Source organism: Amycolatopsis sp. lyj-84 (assembly GCF_046549075.1).
GTDB lineage: Bacteria > Actinomycetota > Actinomycetes > Mycobacteriales > Pseudonocardiaceae > Amycolatopsis.
This window is the reverse complement of record NZ_JAJPWO010000014.1, coordinates 1-21,824: the sequence shown is the minus strand read 5'-3', so window position 1 is coordinate 21,824 and position 21,824 is coordinate 1. Positions and strand designations below refer to the sequence as shown.

19 protein-coding genes are annotated in these 21,824 nt (G+C 69.4%); 15 read left to right on the top strand and 4 right to left on the bottom strand.

Going from position 1 to position 21,824, the window contains the following annotated elements; all coding sequences use genetic code 11:
- The first annotated feature begins 31 nt into the window (after positions 1-31).
- From ACLJRM_RS33840 to ACLJRM_RS33825, 4 genes are all read left to right on the top strand, one after another.
- A complete protein-coding gene (locus ACLJRM_RS33840; RefSeq protein WP_410665414.1) occupies positions 32-514 on the top strand; it encodes an SAV_6107 family HEPN domain-containing protein in 483 nt (160 codons plus the stop codon).
- A 24-nt stretch (positions 515-538) separates the two neighbouring features.
- Positions 539-1,303: a maleylpyruvate isomerase family mycothiol-dependent enzyme gene (locus ACLJRM_RS33835; protein WP_410665413.1), complete on the top strand. Its 765-nt coding sequence runs from the start codon at positions 539-541 to the stop codon at positions 1,301-1,303.
- 61 nt (positions 1,304-1,364) lie between these two features.
- Complete coding sequence (locus ACLJRM_RS33830; RefSeq protein ID WP_410665412.1) at positions 1,365-2,033, top strand: VOC family protein; 669 nt, start codon at positions 1,365-1,367, stop codon at positions 2,031-2,033.
- A 109-nt stretch (positions 2,034-2,142) separates the two neighbouring features.
- Positions 2,143-3,243, top strand: a complete 1,101-nt coding sequence (locus ACLJRM_RS33825) for a GNAT family N-acetyltransferase (RefSeq protein WP_101606373.1) — start codon at positions 2,143-2,145, stop codon at positions 3,241-3,243.
- Positions 3,244-3,265: 22 nt separating this feature from the next.
- Here ACLJRM_RS33825 and def read toward each other — a convergent pair whose 3' ends face one another.
- Together def and ACLJRM_RS33815 are read right to left on the bottom strand one after the other, a co-directional pair.
- Positions 3,266-3,769 carry a peptide deformylase gene (gene def / locus ACLJRM_RS33820; RefSeq protein ID WP_101606374.1) on the bottom strand — a complete coding sequence of 168 codons (504 nt, stop codon included), beginning with the start codon at positions 3,767-3,769 and terminating at the stop codon, positions 3,266-3,268.
- A 37-nt stretch (positions 3,770-3,806) separates the two neighbouring features.
- Positions 3,807-8,429: an ATP-dependent helicase gene (locus tag ACLJRM_RS33815; protein WP_174720527.1), complete on the bottom strand. Its 4,623-nt coding sequence runs from the start codon at positions 8,427-8,429 to the stop codon at positions 3,807-3,809.
- 173 nt (positions 8,430-8,602) lie between these two features.
- Here ACLJRM_RS33815 and ACLJRM_RS33810 point away from each other — a divergent pair, with 173 nt between their 5' ends.
- The 7 genes from ACLJRM_RS33810 to ACLJRM_RS33780 all read left to right on the top strand — a co-directional run bounded on the left by ACLJRM_RS33810 (position 8,603) and on the right by ACLJRM_RS33780 (position 14,787).
- A complete protein-coding gene (locus tag ACLJRM_RS33810; RefSeq protein ID WP_410665411.1) occupies positions 8,603-10,510 on the top strand; it encodes an Hsp70 family protein in 1,908 nt (635 codons plus the stop codon).
- A gap of 422 nt (positions 10,511-10,932) precedes the next feature.
- Positions 10,933-11,127, top strand: coding sequence for a DUF3046 domain-containing protein (locus ACLJRM_RS33805; protein ID WP_101606376.1), 195 nt, complete (start codon positions 10,933-10,935; stop codon positions 11,125-11,127).
- Positions 11,128-11,333: 206 nt separating this feature from the next.
- Positions 11,334-12,374: a recombinase RecA gene (recA, locus tag ACLJRM_RS33800; RefSeq protein WP_101606377.1), complete on the top strand. Its 1,041-nt coding sequence runs from the start codon at positions 11,334-11,336 to the stop codon at positions 12,372-12,374.
- A gap of 78 nt (positions 12,375-12,452) precedes the next feature.
- Positions 12,453-12,980, top strand: coding sequence for a regulatory protein RecX (locus ACLJRM_RS33795; protein WP_174720528.1), 528 nt, complete (start codon positions 12,453-12,455; stop codon positions 12,978-12,980).
- Positions 12,981-13,139: 159 nt separating this feature from the next.
- Positions 13,140-13,763, top strand: a complete 624-nt coding sequence (locus ACLJRM_RS33790; RefSeq protein ID WP_410665410.1) for a glyoxalase — start codon at positions 13,140-13,142, stop codon at positions 13,761-13,763.
- Positions 13,764-13,813: 50 nt separating this feature from the next.
- On the top strand, positions 13,814-14,254 hold the full coding sequence (locus ACLJRM_RS33785; protein ID WP_101613036.1) for an iron chaperone: 441 nt from the start codon (positions 13,814-13,816) through the stop codon (positions 14,252-14,254).
- Positions 14,255-14,349: 95 nt separating this feature from the next.
- On the top strand, positions 14,350-14,787 hold the full coding sequence (locus ACLJRM_RS33780; RefSeq protein ID WP_410665409.1) for a GNAT family N-acetyltransferase: 438 nt from the start codon (positions 14,350-14,352) through the stop codon (positions 14,785-14,787).
- A 45-nt stretch (positions 14,788-14,832) separates the two neighbouring features.
- On the opposite strand, the gene eda is transcribed toward ACLJRM_RS33780, so the two are convergent.
- Together eda and edd are read right to left on the bottom strand one after the other, a co-directional pair.
- Positions 14,833-15,453: a bifunctional 4-hydroxy-2-oxoglutarate aldolase/2-dehydro-3-deoxy-phosphogluconate aldolase gene (eda, locus tag ACLJRM_RS33775; protein ID WP_005164729.1), complete on the bottom strand. Its 621-nt coding sequence runs from the start codon at positions 15,451-15,453 to the stop codon at positions 14,833-14,835.
- Positions 15,450-17,339, bottom strand: a complete 1,890-nt coding sequence (gene edd, locus ACLJRM_RS33770) for a phosphogluconate dehydratase (protein WP_410665408.1) — start codon at positions 17,337-17,339, stop codon at positions 15,450-15,452. The genes eda and edd overlap by 4 nt, the downstream gene beginning before the upstream one ends.
- A 263-nt stretch (positions 17,340-17,602) precedes the next feature.
- On the opposite strand from edd, the gene ACLJRM_RS33765 reads away from it, so the two are divergent.
- Genes ACLJRM_RS33765 through ACLJRM_RS33750 form a run of 4 tightly spaced genes read left to right on the top strand, consistent with a single transcriptional unit; the run spans position 17,603 to position 21,434 of the window.
- On the top strand, positions 17,603-17,890 hold the full coding sequence (locus tag ACLJRM_RS33765; protein WP_101606383.1) for a hypothetical protein: 288 nt from the start codon (positions 17,603-17,605) through the stop codon (positions 17,888-17,890).
- Positions 17,887-18,717, top strand: coding sequence for a hypothetical protein (locus tag ACLJRM_RS33760; protein ID WP_101606384.1), 831 nt, complete (start codon positions 17,887-17,889; stop codon positions 18,715-18,717). The genes ACLJRM_RS33765 and ACLJRM_RS33760 overlap by 4 nt, the downstream gene beginning before the upstream one ends.
- A gap of 51 nt (positions 18,718-18,768) precedes the next feature.
- Positions 18,769-20,685, top strand: a complete 1,917-nt coding sequence (locus ACLJRM_RS33755; RefSeq protein WP_410665407.1) for a fumarate reductase/succinate dehydrogenase flavoprotein subunit — start codon at positions 18,769-18,771, stop codon at positions 20,683-20,685.
- Entirely contained in the window at positions 20,682-21,434 is a 753-nt protein-coding gene (locus ACLJRM_RS33750) for a succinate dehydrogenase/fumarate reductase iron-sulfur subunit (RefSeq protein ID WP_101606386.1), read from the top strand. Before ACLJRM_RS33755 ends, ACLJRM_RS33750 begins: the two co-directional genes overlap by 4 nt.
- Positions 21,435-21,824 lie beyond the last annotated feature (390 nt).

The window sequence follows — 21,824 nt, the reverse complement described above, 5'->3', positions numbered from 1 at the left end:
GCCGGCGCTCACGTACAGGAGGAGGGTCGTCATGTCCGTTTCGGTCGTGTCCCCCGACGAAGCCGAGAGGCCGGGGGGCACCGCGCAGCCCGCCCTGCCGATGTCGTTGCGCCCGCCGGCACCACCCGCGGCGGTCTCCTTGTACGCGCAGGCAAGGCGTGGCCTTGGCGAAGCAGAGCGGGAGACCGATCCCGCGGAGCGGTTCATCGTGGCGTACCTCGCCGCGCTGCGGGGCGCCGCGGCGGTGCTGGAGGCACGCGGCCGCCCGCACCGGGGCCGGGCCCGCCCCGCGAGCGGCTGGGTGCTGCTCGACTCCGTCGCGCCCGAGCTGAAGGAGTGGGCGGCGTTCTTCGCGGCCAACTCCGCGACGCGGGCCGCCGCGCAGGCGGGCATCACCGGGAAGGTCACCGTCGACATGGCGGACGAGCTGGTGCGTGCCGCCACCGTGTTCCTGGAATTGGTGCGACGGGTGGTGCACGGGCTGCCGATGGGTGATTCGGCGCATGTGGCCTAGGCCACCGCGGAGAGGGGGTGCCCGATGGCCGGGCAGGCCATGATCGACCAGGGCAGGTTCCTGGAGGTGATCGGCGCCGAGACCGAGCTGATGGCTCAGGTGGCGCACACCGCGTCCGCGGACGCGCCGGTCCCGACCTGCCCCGGATGGACCCTCGGTGAGGTGCTCCGGCACGTGGGCAGCGTGTACCGGGTCACCCGCCGCTGGATCGCCGACGGGCGGCGTCCCGAGCACTGGCAGCGCAAACCGGGGCCGGGACAGACCCTGGAGGAGTACTTCCGCGAGGGCCGGGACGAACTCGTCGCCGAACTGTCCGCGCACGACGCGGACGAACTGGCGCCGACCTGGTGGCCGGCGGACCGCAGCTACGGGTTCTGGCGGCGGCGGATGGCGCACGAGGCGACGATCCACCGGATCGACGCGGAGAGCGCGGCCGGACGGGACGTGTCGGAGATCCCCGAAGACGTGGCACTCGACGGGATCGACGAGGCGCTGACGCTCTGGTTCGGCCAGCGGCTGCCGTTGCTGGGACTGTCCGGCACCAAGACCGGATCGGTCGGCGTGCGCACCGCGGGCCACCACTGGATCGCCAGGGCCGGGCCCACGGAAACGATCGCCTGGCGATGCTCGGCCGAGGAGGCCCGGCGCGCGGACGATCTGGTCACCGGGCAGCCGGACAAGATCTACCGCTGGCTCTGGGGCCGGGCGGGTCCGACGGCGGTGACGGTCAGCGGAGACCAGGACATGGCGGGACAACTCTGGGCCCTTTTGCGGCTCGCGACCCGATGACCGGTCGGTGGGGAAGCCAAACCGGTCAGAAATGTCGGTGGTGCCGTCTAGATTCACCGGTGTGGCGGTACAGCTGGTGAATCTGGTCTTCGACTCGGCCCTTCCCAGAGATCTGGCGGGTTTCTGGGAAGGGCTGTTCAGCTGGGACGCCCCGTTCCAACCGGCCTTCCGCTCCGAGGCGGGCCCCAAACGGGGCAAGAACCGGCTGCATCTGGATCTGGCGAGCCGTTCTCCGGAGCACCAGGCCGAAGTGGTGGACCGCGCGCTGTCCCTCGGCGCGCGGCACATCGACATCGGCCAGGGTCCGCCGGAGGAGAAACGGGTGCCGTGGGTGGTGCTGGCGGATCCCGAGGGCAACGAGTTCTGCGTCCTCGAACCCCGCGAGCAGTACGCGGGCACCGGCGCGCTCGCGTCGGTCGTCACCGACGCCCTCGATCCGGAGCGGCTCGCGCGGTTCTGGTCGGCCGCGCTGGGCTGGCGGATCGGCGTCCGGGAAGAGTCGGTCGTGGGTCTGCGGCCGCCGGACGGCCGCGGCCCGTGGATCGAGTTCCTCGCCACGGACGAGAGGAAACGGCACCGGAACCGGCTGCGGTTCGAGGTCGCGCCACGGCGAGGCAGCAGCCGCGTGGCCGAGGTACGGCGCCTGCGGGAGCTCGGCGCGACAGGGCAGTTCGGTCAGGCGATGGTGGACCCGGAGGGCAACGAATTCAGCGTGCTCACGCGGCGCTGAGTTGTTCAGCCCGGTTGTTTCATCGGAGTTGCGTGGCGGGGCCGAACGCTGACCTGAGCGAAACACCCGCGCCGTGGGCAGGCAACAACCGGCCGGGAACGTTGAGGTCATGGAGACCTATCGAGTCCTGCCGGCCCAGATCCACCCCGGAGAAGAGACCACGGCCGCGTCCGCCTGGCGGGTCCGGATCCGCGTGGACGACCGGCCGGGCACCCTGGCCAGGATCGCGATCCGGCTCGCCGACCTCGAGTGCAACATCCTCGGGCTGTCGGTGCTCCCGGTGCCCGGCGGCGTGCTCGACGAAATCGTGCTGCGGCCGGCCACCGGCCTGCCCCGGCAACTGCTCGTCGACGCGATCCGTGACGAAGGGTGCGAATGCTCCGCCGTCATCGACGCGGATCTGGCCGAACTGGTCGATCCGGCCACCGCGACGCTCACCGCGGCCAGGAGAGCCGTCGAGGAGCCCGGTGGCCTCGCGGAGGTGCTTCGCGGCGTTCTCGCGGCCGACGTCGTCACGAAGGTCCCGTCGATCGAGGCGAACCCGGCCCGCACGGAGGGCGGGCACCGGGCGGTGTTCCCGGCGGGGGACGGCACCGCGTTCGTCGCGCGCCGCCGGTGGTCACCGTTCGTCGAACTGGAGCTGAGCCGGGCCGTCGCGCTGACCGGCCTGATGACCGCCGTCCGCGACAACGTGACCGGGCCGATCGTGCTCGACCGGCCCGATGGCGCCGCGATAGTCCTGCGGAAGGGCGTCCCCGGTGACGCGGAGGCGGTGTCCGCGCTGCACCAGAGATGCTCGATGACCACGCTTTTCCACCGCTATCACACCGGGATGCGCGCGGTGCCGCGCCGCTGGCTGCACCGGCTGCTGATGCCGCCGCGCGGAAGCAGCCTGCTCGCGGTCTGCGGTCGTGACGTGATCGGTCTCGGCCAGCTGATCCCGTCGGCCGACGGCGGCGCGGCCGAAGTCTCGCTCCTGGTCGAGGATTCCTGGCAGCGCCAGGGCATCGGCACGGCCCTGCTGAGCAGGCTCGCCGTCCTCGCCAAGGCCACGGGAGAACGCGAACTCGCCGCCGTCTGCCTGCCCGGCGACGACTCCCTCTACCGCACCGCCGCCCGGATCGGCCTGCGCCCCGAACGCACCCCCGGGGACTCCGGCACCCTGCGCTTCCGCCTCCCCGACCCGCGCGTCCCAGAGGCCCGCGTTTAGTCCTCTGGTTGCGGTAGTTCGGCTACTTGCGGTTCCAGAACCAGTCTTTGCCGCGGGCCTCGCCCAGCGCCCGCTTCTTGCGCTCGGCGGTGAGCCGGTCCAGGTAGAGCTTGCCGTCGAGGTGATCGGTCTCGTGCTGCAGGCACTGCGCGAGGACGTCGAAGCCTTCGACCTCGATCGGTTCGTTGCGCAGGTTGACACCGCGCACGACGGCCCGTTTCGCGCGGACGACCGGGAACCACAGTTCCGGCACGGAAAGGCAGCCCTCGCCGATTTCGTGGGTCTCCTCGGAGAGCTCGGCGATCTCCGGGTTGATCACGTAGCCGGTCAGCCCGCCGACGTCGTAGCTGAACACCCGCAGGCCGACCCCGATCTGCGGTGCCGCGAGACCCGCGCGCCCCGCCGGTTTCACACCGTCCATCAGATCGGTCACCAGCGACTCGATCTTCTTGTCGAATGTCGTGACCGGATCGCATACGGTCTTGAGCACGGGATCCCCGAAGTAGCGCAGGTCGCGCATCACCATGTTCGAACGTCCTTCTCCGCAGGTCTGGGCGGCAAGTCTAGGCCCGCAGGCGCAGCCCCTTGGGAGTCGCCCGGAATCCCGCCTCCTGAAGGACGGCCGAAAGCTCGGAGGTGAGCGCCACCTCGCCGTCGGCCTTCTGCACCGCGAGCTGCCCCAGCCAGCCTTCCCGGACCGCTGTGGACAGGGCCCGCGCGGCCGAACGCAAGGTGTCCTGATCCTCGGTGAAACTCAGCAGCGACCGGCCGCCGCGTTCGACGTACATCGCCGGGACGCCGTCCACGAGCACCGCCAAGGCACCCGCTTTCCTGGCCGGACGGTGCTTCGTGTCGCCCGTCGCGGCGGGCCACGACAACGCGGCGCCGTAGGGCTGGGCCGGGTCGGCGGCGGCGAGCACGACCGCCCCTTCCTGGGTGGTGCGCTGGTTCCCGGACTGCGCGCGCAGCCTGTCGACGGCGCCCTTCGCCGCGAACTGCGCGGCGCCGAGCCCTTCGACGACGTAACCCCGGACGACCTGACCCGAGTCTTCCATCCCGCGCAAAACCTTGTAGATCCCGGAAAAACCGCCCGTCACCCGCTCGGTGTCGAGCGCGCCCCTGGTGAGCACGCCGTGCCGTTCCAGGAAGGCCTCGGTCCGCGCGTGGGCACGCCTGGTCGGATCCGGTTCGCGCTCCGGGGTCAGCGCCCAGCGGCCGGCCACCATCGGCGGCCCGGAACGCGACGGCATCGCCGGTCGCCCGGCGCGAAGCCGCGCGTAACGGCCTCGAGGTGCCTGACGCCGGGGTTTGTGGGCCGCGCCGGAACCGGAGACGCGCGCCCGCAGCGGCCCCAGCGTGTCCCCGGTGACCATCCCGGCCCACACCAGATCCCACAGCGCGTCGACGACTTCGCCGTCGTTCGGCGGGGTTTCGACCAACGGTGACGCCCGGTCCACGAGCTGGCGGAAGAACTGCGCCCCACCCTCCAAAGTGGACAGGATCGCCGCGTGGAGCGGACTGGAAGGCAGATCGTCGTCGAGGTCGGGCAGCAACAGATCGGCGACGTCCGTCGGCGCGAGCGCGAGCCAGCCGTCCCCGCCGGACAGGGAACCGCAGCCACACCAGGTGACCTCGCCCGCCGTGGTGAGTTCGTCGAGCAGCGAGGGGGTGTAGCCGGGCAGCCTGCTCGGCAGGATCAGCGACTCGACCGCGCTCGCCGGGAGCGGGGCGCCTGCCAGTTGCTCGACCACGGACAGCACGTCGTCCGCCGTCGGCGCCGAACGCACTCTCGCGCCGATACCGTGCCACGACGGCAGGAACCTGCCCAGTGCCGCCGGTTCGACCGGCTCCACCTCGGCTCGCAGCCGAGCCAGCGACGCCCGCCGGAGCCTGCGCAGCACCGACGAGTCGCAGAATTCCATGCCGACGCCGTGGGTCTCCGGATGTCCGACCGGGCTCAGCTCACCCCGGACCAGCCTGCCCTGCGCGGTCAGCCTGTCCAGCACGCCGGTGACGACGGCCGTCCCCAGCCCGAACCGCTCGGCGGCTTGCCGGGCACTGAACGGGCCACGGCTACGGGAGTAGCGCGACAGCAGGTCGCCGACGGGATCCTCGACCGGTTCGGTGAACGCCTCCGGCACGCCGACCGGCAACGCGGTGCCCAGCGCGTCCCGCACCCGGCCCGCGTCCTCGATGGCGATGAAGCGTTCGCCGCCGCCGATGCGGACCCGGATCACCCGCCGCGCGGATTCCAGTTCCTCCAGCCATTCCCGCTGGATGCCCCGTGCGGCGGCCTCCTCGATCGAGAGATCTCCGAGGAACCGCAACAGATCCGCGGTTTCTTCGGCGTTGCGGGCGTGCCTGTCGGGATCGAGCCGCTGCAGGGAGCGCTCGACTTCGGCGACGACCTCGGCGTCCAGCAGTTCCCGGATCGCTTCGGTGCCGAGCAGTTCGGCCAGCAGCGTCGAATCCAGCGCCAGCGCCGCCGCGCGCCGTTCCGCGAGCGGGGCGTCGGTCTCGTACAGGAACATCCCGACGTAGCCGAAGAGCAGGCTTCGCGCGAACGGCGACGCCGACGGCGTCTCGACCTCGACCAGCTTGACCTTCCGCGACCGGACGTCGGCCATCAGCTCACGCAGCCCGCCGACGTCGTACACGTCCTGCAGGACTTCCCGCATCGCTTCCAGCACCACGGGAAACCGCTCGTACTTGGCCGCGACCGAAAGCAGCTGCGACGCGCGCTGCCGCTGCTGCCACAGCGGCGTGCGGCGGCGTGGATCCCGGCGGGGGAGCAGCAGCGACCGCGCCGCGCATTCCCGGAACCGCGCGGCGAACACCGCCGAACCGCCGACCTCGGCGACGATCAGCTGCTCGACCTCCTCCGGATCGAGCAGTACGTCTTCGACGCCGATGGTGATTTCCGAGCCCTCGGAGTCCAAGGCCTCCGGCAGCCGCAGCACGATGCCGTCGTCGGAATGCGCCACCTGCGCGTCGACCCCGCGGTTCTCTCTCAGCCTGGCCGCGATCGCGAGCGCCCACGGCGCGTTGACCTGGGCGCCGAACGGGGAGTGCAGGATGACCCGCCAGTCCCCGAGTTCGTCGCGGAAGCGTTCCAGCAGCACGGTTTTGTCGTTCGGCACATGCCGTGTGGCGGCCTTCTGCTCTTCCAAGTAGCCGAGCAGGTTGTCGCACGCGTACTCGTCCAGCCCGGCGACGGCGGCGCGTTCCCTGGCCGCCGAAGGCTCCGAAGTGGACAGTTCGCGGACGAACGCGCCGAGCGCGCGCCCCAGTTCCAGCGGACGCCCGGGAGCGTCACCCTTCCAGAACGGCATCCGCGCGGGCTCACCCGGCGCGGGCACCACGATCACCCTGTCGTGGGTGATGTCGGTGACCCGCCAGGAGGAGGTGCCGAGCAGGATCGTGTCCCCGACGCGGGACTCGTAGACCATCTCCTCGTCGAGCTCACCCACGCGCGACCCGGGTTTGCCGTCCCCGCCCGGCGTCATCACGGTGAACAGGCCGCGGTCGGGGATCGTGCCGCCCGAGGTCACCGCCAGCCGCTGCGAACCCGGGCGGCCGTGCAGTTCACCGCTGACCCTGTCCCAGGTGATCCGCGCCCGCAGTTCACCGAACTCCTCACTGGGATACCGCCCGGCGAGCATGTCGAGCACCGCGGACAGCGCGTCGTCCGGCAGAGAAGCGAAGGGCGCCGCGCGGCGGGCGAGGGCGGCCAGTTCGTCGACCGTCCACGATTCGAGCGCCACCATCGCCACGATCTGCTGCGCGAGCACGTCCAGCGGGTTTCGCGGGTACCGCACCGCCTCGATCGCGCCGGACGCCATCCGTTCCGCGACCACCGCGCAGGAGACGAGGTCACCCCGGAACTTCGGGAACATCACCCCGCTCGACACCGCGCCGACCTGGTGCCCGGCCCGGCCGACCCGCTGCAGCCCCGAAGCGACCGTCGGCGGTGCCTCGATCTGCACGACGAGATCGACCGCGCCCATGTCGATGCCCAGCTCCAGCGAGGACGTCGCGACGACGCAGGCGAGGCGGCCCGTCTTGAGTTCCTCTTCGACGTGGGTGCGCTGCTCCCGCGACATCGAACCGTGGTGTGCCCGCGCGATCACCGGCGCCGCACCGGTGGTGAGCCCGGACTGGCCGATCGCCTCGGCCGGATACCGCTGGTCGGGCTCCAGCTCGGTCTGTTCGGCGACGAGCTCGTTGAGCCGGGCCGTCATCCGCTCGGTGAGCCGCCGCGAGTTGGCGAACACGATCGTCGACCGGTGCGCCTGGATCAGTTCGAGTACCCGCTCCTCCACCGCGGGCCAGATCGACGGCCGCCGCGGGGTGCCGTCGATCTCCTCCAGCGCGCCGGGGAGCTGGGCGAGACCGGCATCGAGGTCTTCGTTCTGCTTCGGCCCCTGTGGACTGTCGAGAGTGGACATGTCCTCGACAGGGACCTCGACGCGGACCTCGATCGTCTTCGCGAGCTTCGGCTGGACGACGGTGACCGGCCTGCCGCCCGCCAGGAACGAAGCGACCTCGTCGATCGGCCGGACCGTCGCCGACAGCCCGATCCGCTGCGCGGGCTTCTCCAGGAGGGCGTCGAGCCGTTCGAGTGAAAGGGCCAGATGTGCGCCGCGTTTGCCGCCCGCGACCGCGTGCACCTCGTCGATGATCACCGTCTCCACGCCGCGCAGCGAGTCTCGCGCGGACGAGGTGAGGATGAGGAACAGCGACTCCGGCGTGGTGACCAGCACGTCCGGCGGCGTTTTGCCGAAGGAGCGCCGCTCGGCTGCGGTGGTGTCGCCGGTGCGCATGCCGACGCCGATGTCCGGCACCGGCAGCCCCAGCCGCCGCGACGCCTGCGAGATACCGGCCAGTGGCGCCCGCAGGTTGCGCTGGACGTCGACCGCCAGCGCCTTCAACGGCGAGACGTAGAGGACACGGCAGCGTTTCCGCGGCTCGGACGGCGGCGGCTCGACCGACAGCCTGTCCAGCGCCCAGAGGAACGCGGACAGTGTTTTACCGGACCCTGTCGGGGCCACGACCAGCGCGTGTTCCCTCGCGTGCGCGGCCCGCCACGCCCCTTCCTGCGCGCGGGTGGGCGCGGCGAAGGCCCCGGTGAACCAGTCCCTGGTCGCGGGGGAGAAGAGGTCGAGTACGTCTGCCACGCCCTCCATAGTGCGCCGGACCACCGACAGTTTCGCTCCGAGGGCTGTGACACGGCACCCGGACGGGGACGAGTTCGGCGGGTTCCGCACGTACGGTGACCTCGCTCATGGGAGCATCACGGCCAGCGCGGCCGGATCGGTACTGGGGCGGCCGCCGTTCGTCTGTTGAAGGGGTATGAGCTGTGCGGATCCTGTCGGTGGACCTCGGGACGTCCAACACCGTGGCCGTGCTTTCGGCGCACGGGAGGCCGCCGCGGGTGGTCGAGGTCGACGGCTCGGCCAACATGCCGTCCGCGGTGTTCGCCACCGAAGACGGCACGATCATGGTCGGCCGCGACGCCGAACGCCGCGCCCGCCTCGACCCGACCCGCTTCGAGCCCAACCCCAAGCGCCGCATCGACGAGCAGACGCTCCTGCTGGGCACCGACGTCATCCCCGTCACCGAGGTGCTGGCCGCGATCCTGCGCCGCGTCCTCGACGAGACCACCCGCCAGCTCGGCGGCGAACTGCCCGACGAGGTCCGGCTCACCCACCCCGCGCAGTGGGGCCAGACCCGCCGCAACGTGCTCCTGTCCGCCGCCCGGCTGGCCGGGATGGGCGGCAACCTGGTGCTCGTCCCCGAGCCGGTCGCCGCGGCCGCGCACTTCGCGTCGTTCCCCGGCAAGACGCTCGCGCCGGGGCAGGCGCTCGCCGTGTACGACCTCGGCGCCGGCACCTTCGACGTCGCCATCGTCGGCGCGACCCCCAACGGCGGCTTCACCGTCGTCGCCGAAGACGGCCTTCCCGACCTCGGCGGCCTCGACGTCGACCAGGCGCTCCTGGTGCACGTCGGTCGTGAGGTCTCGCACAAGGATCCCCAGCGCTGGCAGCGGGTCCTGCGGCCCGAGTCCACTCCGGACCGTCGTACGCGACGCGCGCTGCAGGAGGACGTGAAGGCGGCGAAGGAGGCCCTCTCACGGCACCCGCAGACCGAGGTCCCGATGCCGGAGCCGTTCGAGGACGTCCTCGTGACGCGAGGCGAACTCGAAGCGCTGGTGCGGCCGTCGATGCTGCGCAGTGTCGAGCTGATGGCGCGGGTGGTCCGCTCCGCCGGGATGACCCCGGACCGGCTCGCCGGCATCTACCTCGTCGGCGGTTCGAGCAGGCTTCCGCTGGTCGGCAGCCTGATCGCGGAGAAACTCGGCGTCGTCCCCGGCAGCCTCGACCAGCCCGAGACCGCTGTCGCGCTCGGCGCACAGCACGTCGCCTCCGACGGGATCAGCACGCGTACGCAGGGCGTCGAAGGGCAGGTCGCGGCGGGAACCGGCGCGCACCAGGTCGGCCCCGGCGTTTCGGGCCCGTACGCGCCGCCGCAGCAGGTCGCGTCGATCCCCGGCTACCAGAACGGACCCGGCCAGTCCGGCGGTTTCCCGCAGTCGGGCTACCCCAACAGCGGCCCGCAGCAGGTGCAGCAGCCCGCGCCGACGAACTTCCCGACGTACTCCCTGGCCGGGCAGACCCCCGCCGACAAGGCGCCCGCGAGCAAGAAGAAGCCGCTCGTCATCGGCGCCATCGCGGCGGTCGTCGTGCTGATCGCCGCCGGGCTCGTGTACTTCCTGACGGCCTCGTCGGCGACGACCTACACCGCCGACGAGTGCAAGACAGCCGGCACGGCCGACGACAAGGGCCTCACCGGCTGCCTGCGCCAGCTCGCCGGGAAGATCGCCGACACCGGCGACTGCAAGCCCGGGATGGGCAACGGACCGGCGAAACCGGCGGAGAACCTCGGCATGACCTCGACCTGTTCCGCGCCGGGGCGCGCCGGGACCCAGGTGACCTACCTGCAGAGCGACTCCGCGGAGAAGCTCAAGGCCTACACCGACGGACTGCTCAAGTCGGCGGGCGGCGACCGCACCGAGGCCAAGTGGGCGGGCAACGCCCTCGAAGGCCAGTACTCCTCGGCCGCCGGGCGGAACGCGGCCGTCCTGGTGTTCACCGTGACCGACCGGCCGCTGGTCGGCTTCATCTACCAGGTCCCGGCCGAAGGACAGACCCCGACGCCGGGTGAACTGGCCGACTACTTCGAAAAGAGCGTCCAGCCGGGGGAGTAGCTGGGCCTTCACGTACTGCAGGCGACCAAGGTGCCAGAGCGTAGTGGGGCTCGTGAGTGGCTAGAACGGACCGGTATTTGCCTACCCACACCTGACCAGCGCACATGCGAAGTGGCAGCGGCGGCGCGGTCGAGCGTGAAGGAATCGGGACGTCGAGTGTCCCAAATCCTTCATCGTCGAGGTGTGTTCCGGTCTCTTGGGCTTGATCAACGGAGGATTGGGGACGTTGAACGTCCCCAATCCTTCCCGCTCGCCCACGTCAGCAACCAGAACAAGCCCACCGAGATGGCATCGGGATCCAGTGAGCAGGCAAACACGGGTCCACCAACCGTCCTGGCCACTCACGACCCCAAGCGCCCCACTGCCGGCGACCAAGGGGGCTTCACGCGTTTCGAGCCGGAGCCCGGGCTAGACTCCGCCCGATGCGTATCACGGTCTTCCGGCGGCTGATGGCCGACGAATTCGGTCCCGGACGTGCGGAAACCCTTTCCAGGGATCACGTCTTCGGTGAACTCGGGGGCCGGACCGTCGAACAGGCCCTCGCCGCGGGAACCTCGGCCAAGGACGTCTGGCGGGCGGTCTGCAACGCCTTCGAGGTCCCGCAGGAGCGGCGCTGACCTCGGTGAAAGGGCAAGAACTCTAGCGCGACGGCGTGTCGGCCACGGGGTCGAACACACGTTCGTCTAGGGTGTTGTCCACAACGGGGTCAGCGATCCACAGCTTGGGCGCGAGGCCTGGAATTGTCGGTGGTCGCCCGTAGCGTCGGACCCGACAGCTCAGAACTGAAACAAGCCTTACCGGCTCAACCAACGAGGTGGACTCCATGGCACCAGCAGCACCCGACAAGGACAAGGCGCTCGAACTGGCCCTCGCCCAGATCGACAAGCAGTACGGCAAGGGCTCGGTCATGCGCCTCGGCGAAGAGGGCCGTGTGCCGATCGAGGTCATCCCCACCGGTGCCATCGCCCTCGACGTCGCGCTCGGGATCGGTGGCCTGCCCCGCGGCCGGGTCATCGAGATCTATGGTCCGGAGTCCTCCGGTAAGACCACCGTCGCGCTGCACGCGGTCGCCAACGCGCAGCGGAACGGCGGCATCGCCGCGTTCATCGACGCGGAGCACGCGCTGGACCCGGATTACGCCCAGAAGCTCGGCGTCGACACCGACGCGCTGCTGGTCTCCCAGCCGGACACCGGTGAGCAGGCGCTCGAGATCGCGGACATGCTGATCCGCTCCGGCGCGCTCGACATCCTGGTCATCGACTCGGTCGCCGCGCTCGTGCCGCGCGCCGAGATCGAGGGCGAGATGGGTGACAGCCACGTCGGTCTCCAGGCCCGGCTGATGAGCCAGGCGCTGCGGAAGATGACCGGTGCGATGAGCAACTCCGGCACCACCGCGATCTTCATCAACCAGCTGCGCGAGAAGATCGGCGTCATGTTCGGCTCCCCGGAGACCACCACCGGTGGTAAGGCGCTGAAGTTCTACGCGTCGGTCCGGCTGGACGTCCGCCGCATCGAGACGCTGAAGGACGGCGGCGAGCCCGTCGGTAACCGCACCCGCGTCAAGGTCGTGAAGAACAAGGTCGCGCCGCCCTTCAAGCAGGCCGAGTTCGACATCTTGTACGGCAAGGGCATTTCGCGCGAGGGCTCGCTGATCGACATGGGTGTCGACCAGGGCATCCTGCGCAAGTCCGGCGCCTGGTACACCTACGAGGGCGATCAGCTGGGCCAGGGCAAGGAGAACGCGCGCAAGTTCCTGCTCGAGAACCCGGACATCGCCAACGAGGTCGAGAAGCGCATCAAGGAGAAGCTCGGTATCGGCGCCGTCGTCGACGCCGAAGCCGCTCCCGCGCCGGTCGACTTCTAGGAGCCCCTGGACCCCGGCCGTGGTCGTGCCGGGTGGATGACTTGCGACTGGAGTGAGAGCTGAATGCGTGCGCCCAAGGTGGATCCGGCGGAGCTGCCGCCGGACGAGCGGAGGAAGAAGGCCAAGGAGATCTGCTTCGATCTCCTGGCCGCGCGCCCGCGTTCCACGGATGAACTTCGTCAGGCGTTGAAGCGCAAAGGCTTCGACGAGGAGACGACGGAGACCCTGCTCGGTAAGCTGGACCAGGCAGGGCTCATCAACGACGCCGAGTTCGCCGAAATGTGGGTTCGTTCCCGGCATGCCAACATGGGCCTGTCGCGGAACGCTCTCGTGACCGAACTCAAACGCAAAGGAATCGATGGGGATATCGCCGTCCAGGCCGCCGACGAGGTGGACCGAGAGGCAGAGGAGCAGCGCGCCCGAGAGCTGGTACGGAAGCGCATGCGCTCCTTGGGCAACGTCGACGAGCAGACGGCGATCCGCCGCCTGCTGGGCTTCCTCGCCCGCAAGGGCTATCCCCAGGGGCTGGCCTACACCGTGATCCGTGACGAACTCCGCGAGTTCGGCGCCGAAGCGGCACTCCTGGACGACGCCGCCCTCGACTGAGATCCTGCGTCACCCCACACTTGAGCTGCTCACCGGCCGAGCGGGCCCGTTGCCCGCCGGCCGGTGTTTTGCTGTCCGCGGAAAGCTCTGACCTGCGTCGATACGACCGATCAGGAATCGAGAAGCACCGGACGCCCGCTGAGAAATAGCGTTACCGGCATGAACTTCATCGACGCCGTGACCCTCGAAGTGGCCGACACCGAGGCCGCCGAACGCTTCTACACCGCCGCTTTCGGGCTCGACACCCAGCTGCGCCTGCGGGCCGCGCAAGAGCCGACCATCGGCTTCCGCGGCTACACCCTTTCCCTCGTGGTTTCCCAGCCCGCCAACGCCGACGCTCTCATCGACGCCGCCGTCGCGGCCGGAGCGACCGTCCTCAAGCCCGCCACGAAGTCGATGTGGGGCTACGGAGGCGTCGTCCAGGCCCCGGACGGCGCGATCTGGAAGATCGCCACCTCCGCGAAGAAGAACGCCGGTCCGGCCACCCGGGAGATCGACGGCATCGTGCTGCTGCTGGGCGTCGCCGACGTGGCCGCGAGCAAGAAGTTCTACGTCGAAAACGGCTTCACCGTCGGGAAGAGCTTTGGCCGCGTGTACGTCGAGTTCGAATCCGGGGCGAGCCCGGTCAAGCTGGCGCTGTACCGGCGCAAGGCCTTGGCCAAGGATGCGGGCGTGTCTCCCGAAGGCACCGGCTCGCACCGTATCGCGATCTGCGGCGCCGCTCCGTTCACCGACCTGGACGGTTTCGCCTGGGAGACCTCCGCGCTCGCCGCCCAGTCCTGATGTGCCACTACCGGATGCCCCCGCTCGCCGCCTACCAGGGAGAAAACGCCATGAGCACCACGTACGAAGGATTCACGGCCGAAGAAAAGGCCGCGATGAAGGAACACGCCCAGGACATGAAGAAGGCCGCGCGTCGCGGTTCGAGCGCCGACAAAGCGGCGGCGGCGGAGCAGGACGTGGTCGCGAAGATCGCCGAGATGCCCGACGAAGACCGCGTGCTGGCCGAGCGGGTCCACGCCATCGTGAAGGCCAACGCCCCGATGCTCGCGCCGAAGCTCTGGTACGGCCAGCCCGCCTACGCGCTGGACGGCAAGATCGTCTGTTTCTTCCAGGGAGCGTCCAAGTTCAAGACGCGCTACGCGACGCTCGGCTTCAACGAAGAGGCCCGGTTGGACGACGGTGAGATGTGGGCGACAGCCTTCGCGCTGACCGAGGTCACCGCCGAGGTGGAGGAGCGCGTCGCGGCCCTGGTGAAGCAGGCGGTGAGCTGAACCGGGTCGTGAGTGGCAGCTCGCTTTACCGCGCGATTGGCCACTCACGGCCCGGCGACCGGCACCTAGGCTCGGGTGATCACCGGGAGGACACCATGATCACCATCGCGCCGCCGCAACCCGAAGACCGCGAAGCCTGGGAGAATCTCTTCCGCGCCTACATCGCCTTCTACGAACGCGTTGCGCCCCAAGAGGTCTACGACCGTGCCTGGCACGAGTTCCGTGAGGGACGGCGGATGCACGCGCTCGGTGCCCGCCTGGACGGGAAGCTCGTCGGAATCGTGCACTTTCTGGTGCATCCCAGCACTTCCGCGCTCACCGACGTCTGTTACCTGCAAGACCTGTTCACCGCGCCGGAAGCCCGTGGCAAAGGGGTCGCGCGGGCCTTGATCGAAGCCGTCGCGGACTGGGCCCGTGACCGTGACTGCGAGCGAGTTTACTGGCACACCAAGGAATCCAACGCCACCGCGCGACGGCTGTACGACCAGGTCGCGATCAACCGGGGCTTCATCCAGTACCAGATCCCACTCTGAGAACGGTGAAGGCCGCCTTCGCGAAAGCGGCCTTCACCCTACGCATCAGAGCTTCGAAGCCTCCGCCGCGAAGGCCTCGATCTTCCCGAAGTCCTTGGCCGCCAACGCGTCCTTCGGCGTCAGCCACGAACCACCGATGCAGCCCACATTGGACAGTGCGAGGTAGTCCGGCGCGGTCTTCACGGTGATCCCGCCGGTCGGGCAGAAGCGCAGCCCGGGCAAGGGCCCGCCGATCGACTTCAGGTACGCCACGCCGCCGCTGGCCTCGGCGGGGAAGAACTTCAGCGCGGTCAGCCCGCGTTCGGCCAGCCGCATCGCCTCGGACACCGTGCTCGCGCCCGGCAGGAACGGCAGGCCGGTGTCGAAGGCGGCGTCCAGGACCGAGTCCGTGCAGCCCGGGGTCACCAGGAACTTCGCACCGGCGTCGGCGGCCTGCTTGGCGTGCTCCGGGGCGGTGACCGTGCCGGCACCGATGACGATCTCCGGGACCTCCGCGGCGATCCGCTCGATCGAGGCGAGTGCCGCCGGGGTGCGCAGGGTCAGCTCGATCACGCCGATCCCGCCCGCGAGCAGTGCCCGCGCGGTGGGGACCGCGTCGGCGGCGTCGTCGAGGACGACGACGGGCATCACGGGGGACAGGCCGAGCAGGTCGGCGCCGGTGGTCACTGGGTTACCTCCACAGGGGTCAACGTGTGCGCCGGAGCGCCGAAGTGTTCCGGCGTGAGCGGTCCGAACACGCTCGCGCCCTGATCGGCGGGGCCGACCGCGCGGCGCAGCGCCGCGAACAGCTCCCGGCCGGTGCCGGTCCAGGATGCCTCCGAAGGCGGGGAGTCCACCAGTTCACGGCGGGCGAGTTCTTCGTCACCCACGAAGACGTCCAGCGTCCCGGCCTTGGCGTCGAGACGGACGACGTCGCCGTCGGCGATGCGCGCGATAGGGCCGCCCACAGCGGCTTCCGGGGTCACCTGGATCGCCGCCGGGATCTTGCCGGACGCGCCGGACATCCGGCCGTCGGTGAGCAACGCCACCTGGTGCCCGCGGTCCATCAGCACCCCCAGCGCGGGGGTGAGCCCGTGCAGTTCCGGCATCCCGTTGGCCTGCGGGCCCTGCTGCCGGATGACCACGACGACGTCGCGGTCCAGCTCGCCGGCCTCGAAAGCGTCCTTGAAGGACTTCTGGTCGGTGAACACCCGCGCCGGGGCCTGGACGACCCGGTGCTCCGGGGCCACCGCCGACACCTTGATCACCGCGCGGCCGAGGTTGCCCGCGACCATCCGCAGCCCGCCGTCGGCGGCGAACGGCCGCCACGCGGGGCGCAGGACGTCTTCGTCGAGGCTGCGCGTCGGCACGTCGCGCCAGACGAGCTCGCCCTCGGACAGGATCGGCTCCTGCCGGTAGCGGTGCAGTCCCGGCCCGGCGACGGTCTGGACGTCTTCGTGCAGCAGGCCCGCGTCGAGCAGCGTGCCGACCAGGAACTGGATGCCCCCGGCGGCGTGGAAGTGGTTGATGTCCGCGCTTCCGTTCGGGTACACGCGCGCCAGCAGCGGGATCACCGACGACAGGTCGGAGAAGTCGTCCCAGGTCAGCTGGATGCCCGCGGCCGCCGCGATCGCGACGAGGTGCATCGTGTGGTTGGTCGAGCCGCCCGTGGCGAGCAGCGCGATGACGCCGTTGACGACGGCCTTCTCGTCGATCACCCGCGAGACGGGCGTGTACTCCTCGCCGCGCGAAAGCTTCACCACACGCCGCCCGGCCTCTTCGGTGAGGACGCGCCGCAGCGGCGAGTTCGGCTGCACGAAGCTGGCGCCCGGCAGGTGCAGGCCCATCACCTCGACGACCATCTGGTTCGAGTTCGCCGTGCCGTAGAAGGTGCAGGTGCCCGCCGAGTGGTACGAAGCCGCTTCGGCGTCCAGCAGGTCTTCGCGGGTCGCCTTGCCCTCGGCGTAGAGCTGGCGCACGCGCGCCTTCTCCTTGTTCGGCAGGCCCGAGTTCATCGGCCCGGCGGGCACCAGGATCGCCGGGAGGTGCCCGAAGGACAGCGCGCCGATGAGCAGGCCCGGCACGATCTTGTCGCAGACGCCGAGCAGCAGCGCCGCGTCGAACATGTCGTGGGACAGCGCGATCGCGGTCGACATCGCGATCACCTCGCGGCTGAACAGCGACAGCTCCATGCCCGGGCGGCCCTGCGTGACGCCGTCGCACATCGCGGGCACGCCGCCGGCGAACTGGGCCACCCCGCCCGCCTGGCGGACCGACCCCTTCAGCATGGCGGGGTACTCCTGCATCGGCTGGTGCGCCGAAAGCATGTCGTTGTAGGACGAGACGATCGCGACGCCCGGCGCCCGCGCGGCGCGCAGTGCCGCCTTGTCGACACCTTCCATCGCGGCGAAGCCGTGGGCGAGGTTGCTGCAGTCGAGTCCGCGCCGTACGGGACCTTCTTCGTGGGCGGCGGTGACGCGCTCGAGATACGCGGCGCGGGTTTCGGCGCTGCGGGCGGCGACGCGCTCGGTGACTTCGGCGATGATGGGGTGGACGTTCGGGGCGGTGCTCATTGTCCGGCTCCGGATCACAGGTCGTGGTGGTCCGCGGGACGGCAACGCTGGCGCCGCTGGGTCGTGACAGTGGCCACAGTAACCCAGGGGAAAGCCCGAATCAAAATCGATACAGAAGATCGACTCGCGTGACCTCCGTCACGCCACTGGGTTCTACTGTGCTACTTGTCACATTGCACAACGCGCGGCAGAGTCGGGATGGCGAGGATCGCTTGCCCTCTCAGGCTCAAGCGGCCAACCGAACCGACCATCGGGAGGTACCGATGTCCACCACAGAGATCGCCGAGCTTCGGCGAGCCATCGGTCAGCTGAGGCAGTGCGTCGGCGCGCTGCGGTCCCGATACGGCGACGCGTCGGCGGTACAACGCCTGGCGAACGACGTGGAGCGACTCGACATCGACGCGACCGATCTCGACACGACCCCGAACGCGGTACCCGCGCAAGCGAAGGCCGCCGACCGTGTCCAGATACCCGACACGCCCTACGACCCGGCGCTCTGGCACGGCGCCGATGACGAAGGCGTCGGCGGCTACAAGCGCGACCAGCGGTGAGCGCCCCCGCCGGCAAAGAGGCCGGACGGGGTACGGGGGTCCGCGCGCCGTCGCGGGCCCGGATCGCCGAACGAACGCTGCGCACCGACCGGTGGTGGCTCTCCCCGCTGCTGACCGTCCTCGGCCTCTCCACCTTCATCATCTACGCGACGATCAGGGCCTTCGTGCGCACCGCCTATTGGGTGCCCGAATACCACTACCTGACGCCGTTCTATTCGCCCTGCGTCTCGGAATCCTGCGTCGAAGGCTCCCGGCACTTCGGGGCCTGGTTCGGCGAACTGCCGGGCTTCATCCCGCTCGGCTTCCTGGTCCTGCCGTTCCTGCTCGGCTTCCGGCTGACCTGCTACTACTACCGCAAGGCCTACTACCGGGCCGTCTGGTTCTCGCCGCCCGCCTGCGCGGTCGCCGAACCGCACGCGAAATACACCGGTGAGACCCGGTTGCCGCTGATCATCCAGAACGTCCATCGCTACTTCTTCTACGTGGCCGTGGTCGTCTCGCTGGTCAACACCTACGACGCGATCACCGCGTTCCACGGCCCCGACGGCGGGTTCGGTTTCGGGCTCGGCAACATCGTGCTGACCGGCAACGTGATCCTGTTGTGGGCGTACACGTTGTCGTGTCACTCGTGCCGTCACGTGACCGGCGGCAGGCTCAAGCACTTCTCGAAACATCCGGTCCGCTACTGGATCTGGACGCAGATCACGAAGCTCAACACCCGGCACATGGCGCTCGCGTGGACGACGCTCGGCACGCTCGTGCTGACCGACCTCTACGTGATGCTCGTGGCCAGCGGTGCGATCTCGGATCTGCGGTTCATCAACTAGCGGCGAGGGAATCTCCCGTCCCCGGCGACAAGCTTTGAGGTGGCTCTTTCTATGACCGAGGTCGAACGGCTCAACTACGACGTGGTGGTGATCGGTGCCGGCGGTGCCGGTCTCCGCGCGGTCATCGAGGCCCGTGAACGCGGCTTCAGCGTCGCGGTGGTGTGCAAATCGCTGTTCGGCAAGGCGCACACGGTGATGGCCGAAGGCGGCTGCGCGGCGTCGATGGGCAACGCGAACTCGAACGACAACTGGCAGGTGCACTTCCGCGACACCATGCGTGGTGGGAAGTTCCTCAACAACTGGCGGATGGCCGAACTCCACGCCAGGGAGGCGCCGGACCGGGTCTGGGAACTGGAGACCTACGGCGCGCTGTTCGACCGCACCGCCGACGGCCGGATCAGCCAGCGCAACTTCGGCGGGCACACGTACCCGCGGCTCGCGCACGTCGGCGACCGTACCGGGCTCGAACTGATCCGCACGATGCAGCAGAAGATCGTTTCGCTGCAACAAGAGGACTTCAAAGAGACCGGCGACTACGAGGCGAGGATCAAGGTCTTCGCCGAATGCACGATCACCGAGCTGTTGACCGAGGACGGCCGGATCTCGGGCGCTTTCGGGTACTGGCGCGAGAGCGGCCGGTTCATCCTGTTCGAGACGCCGGCGGTGGTGCTGGCCACCGGCGGTATCGGGAAGTCGTTCAAGGTCACCTCGAACTCGTGGGAGTACACCGGTGACGGGCACGCGCTGGCGCTGCGGGCCGGGGCGACGCTCATCAACATGGAGTTCGTCCAGTTCCACCCGACGGGCATGGTCTGGCCGCCGAGTGTGAAGGGGATCCTCGTCACCGAAGGCGTCCGCGGCGACGGTGGTGTCCTCAAGAACACCGAGGACAAACGGTTCATGTTCGAGTACGTCCCCGACGTGTTCAAGGGGCAGTACGCGGACAGCGAGGACGAAGCCGATCGCTGGTACACCGACCAGGAGAAGAACCGGCGCACCCCGGACCTGCTGCCACGCGACGAAGTGGCGCGCGCGATCAACTCCGAGGTCAAGGCGGGCCGGGGATCGCCGCACGGCGGGGTCTTCCTCGACATCGCCAGCAGGCTGCCCGCGGAGGAGATCCGCAAACGGCTGCCGTCGATGTACCACCAGTTCAAGGAACTCGCCGACGTCGACATCACGAAGGAACCGATGGAGGTCGGCCCGACCTGTCACTACGTGATGGGCGGGATCGAGGTCGACCCGGACACCGCGTCGTCGAGCGTGCCGGGGCTGTTCGCCGCGGGCGAGTGCTCGGGCGGGATGCACGGGTCGAACCGGCTCGGCGGGAACTCGCTTTCGGATCTGCTCGTCTTCGGCCGCCGCGCGGGACTCGGTGCCGCGTCCTACGTCGCGGACCTGAAGGATCGCCCCAAGGTCGATCAGTCCGATGTGGACGCAGCTGCGGCGATGGCGCTCGCGCCGTTCGACCCGCCGGGCGACGGCGTCGAGGAGAACCCGTACAGCCTGCACACCGAACTGCAGCAGTCGATGAACGATCTGGTCGGCATCATCCGCAAGTCGGAGGAGATCGAGCGGGCGCTGGAGAAGCTCGGGGAACTGCGCGAGCGGATCAAGCGGGTCACCGTCGAAGGGCACCGGCAGTTCAACCCCGGCTGGCACCTCGCCGTCGACCTGCGGAACATGCTGATGGTCAGCGAATGCGTGGCGCGGGCCGCGCTGCTGCGGACCGAAAGCCGCGGCGGGCACACACGCGACGACCACCCGGGCATGGACGCCCAGTGGCGCAACAAACTCCTGGTCTGCTCGGCCGCACCCGGTGACAACCCGGTGGTGCCGGAGATCGGCATCGAGGTCAAGGCACAGACCCCGCTGCGGCAGGACCTGCTGGAGCTGTTCGAACTGTCCGAGCTCGGGAAGTACTACACCGACGAAGAACTGACTTCGCACCCCGGGGGTCCGGCATGAGCTACAAGGCGAGTTTCCGGGTCTGGCGCGGCGACGCGGACTCCGGCGATCTGCAGGACTACACCGTCGAGGTCAACGAAGGCGAGGTCGTCCTCGACATCATCCACCGGTTGCAGGCCACCCAGGCCTCGGATCTGGCGGTGCGGTGGAACTGCAAGGCGGGCAAATGCGGATCGTGCTCGGCCGAGATCAACGGCAAGCCGCGGCTGCTGTGCATGACCCGGATGTCGACCTTCACCGAGGACGAGGTCATCACCGTGACGCCGATGCGGACGTTCCCGGTGATCCGCGACCTGGTGACCGACGTGTCGTTCAACTACACCAAGGCCCGGGAGATCCCGTCGTTCACCCCGCCCCCGGAGCTGAAGCCGGGGGAGTACCGGATGCAGCAGATCGACGTGGAGCGCTCGCAGGAGTTCCGCAAGTGCATCGAGTGCTTCCTGTGCCAGAACACCTGCCACGTGGTGCGTGACCACGAGGAGAACAAGGAGTCCTTCGCCGGGCCTCGGTACCTGATGCGCATCGCCGAACTCGAGATGCATCCCCTCGACGTCGCCGACCGGCGTGACGAGGCGCAGGAAGAACACGGGCTCGGCTACTGCAACATCACCAAGTGCTGCTCGGACGTGTGCCCGGAGGGCATCCACATCACCGACAACGCGCTGATCCCGATGAAGGAACGCGTCGCGGACCGGAAGTACGACCCCATCGTGTGGCTGGGGAACAAGCTTTTCCGGCGGGACCAGTAGACCGGCCTCGTGAGTGGTAAGGATGGTTAGAACGGACCGGTCATTGCCTACCTACGCGTGACCAGGGCGAAGGTGTGGTGCGGTAGTCGAGAGGTCGCTCCCGTCTCGGAGTTCGATGACACCGGACTCTCACCGTGGCACGTTCGAGTGTGGAGGATTTGGGACGTTGAGTGTTCCGATTCCTTCATCGTCGAGGGGTCGCTCCGGTCTTGGTGCTTGATCAACGGAGGATCGGGGACACTCAACGTCCCCGATCCTCCGTTGATCAAGCACGTGCCACCCCGCAGACCTCGCGGCTGGCAGTCGAGTGGGGAGGATTTGAGACGTTCAACGTCTCAAATCCTCCCTATGTTCGGCAGTTCCTCTTCCGCGAACCTGAGCAGCGAGAAC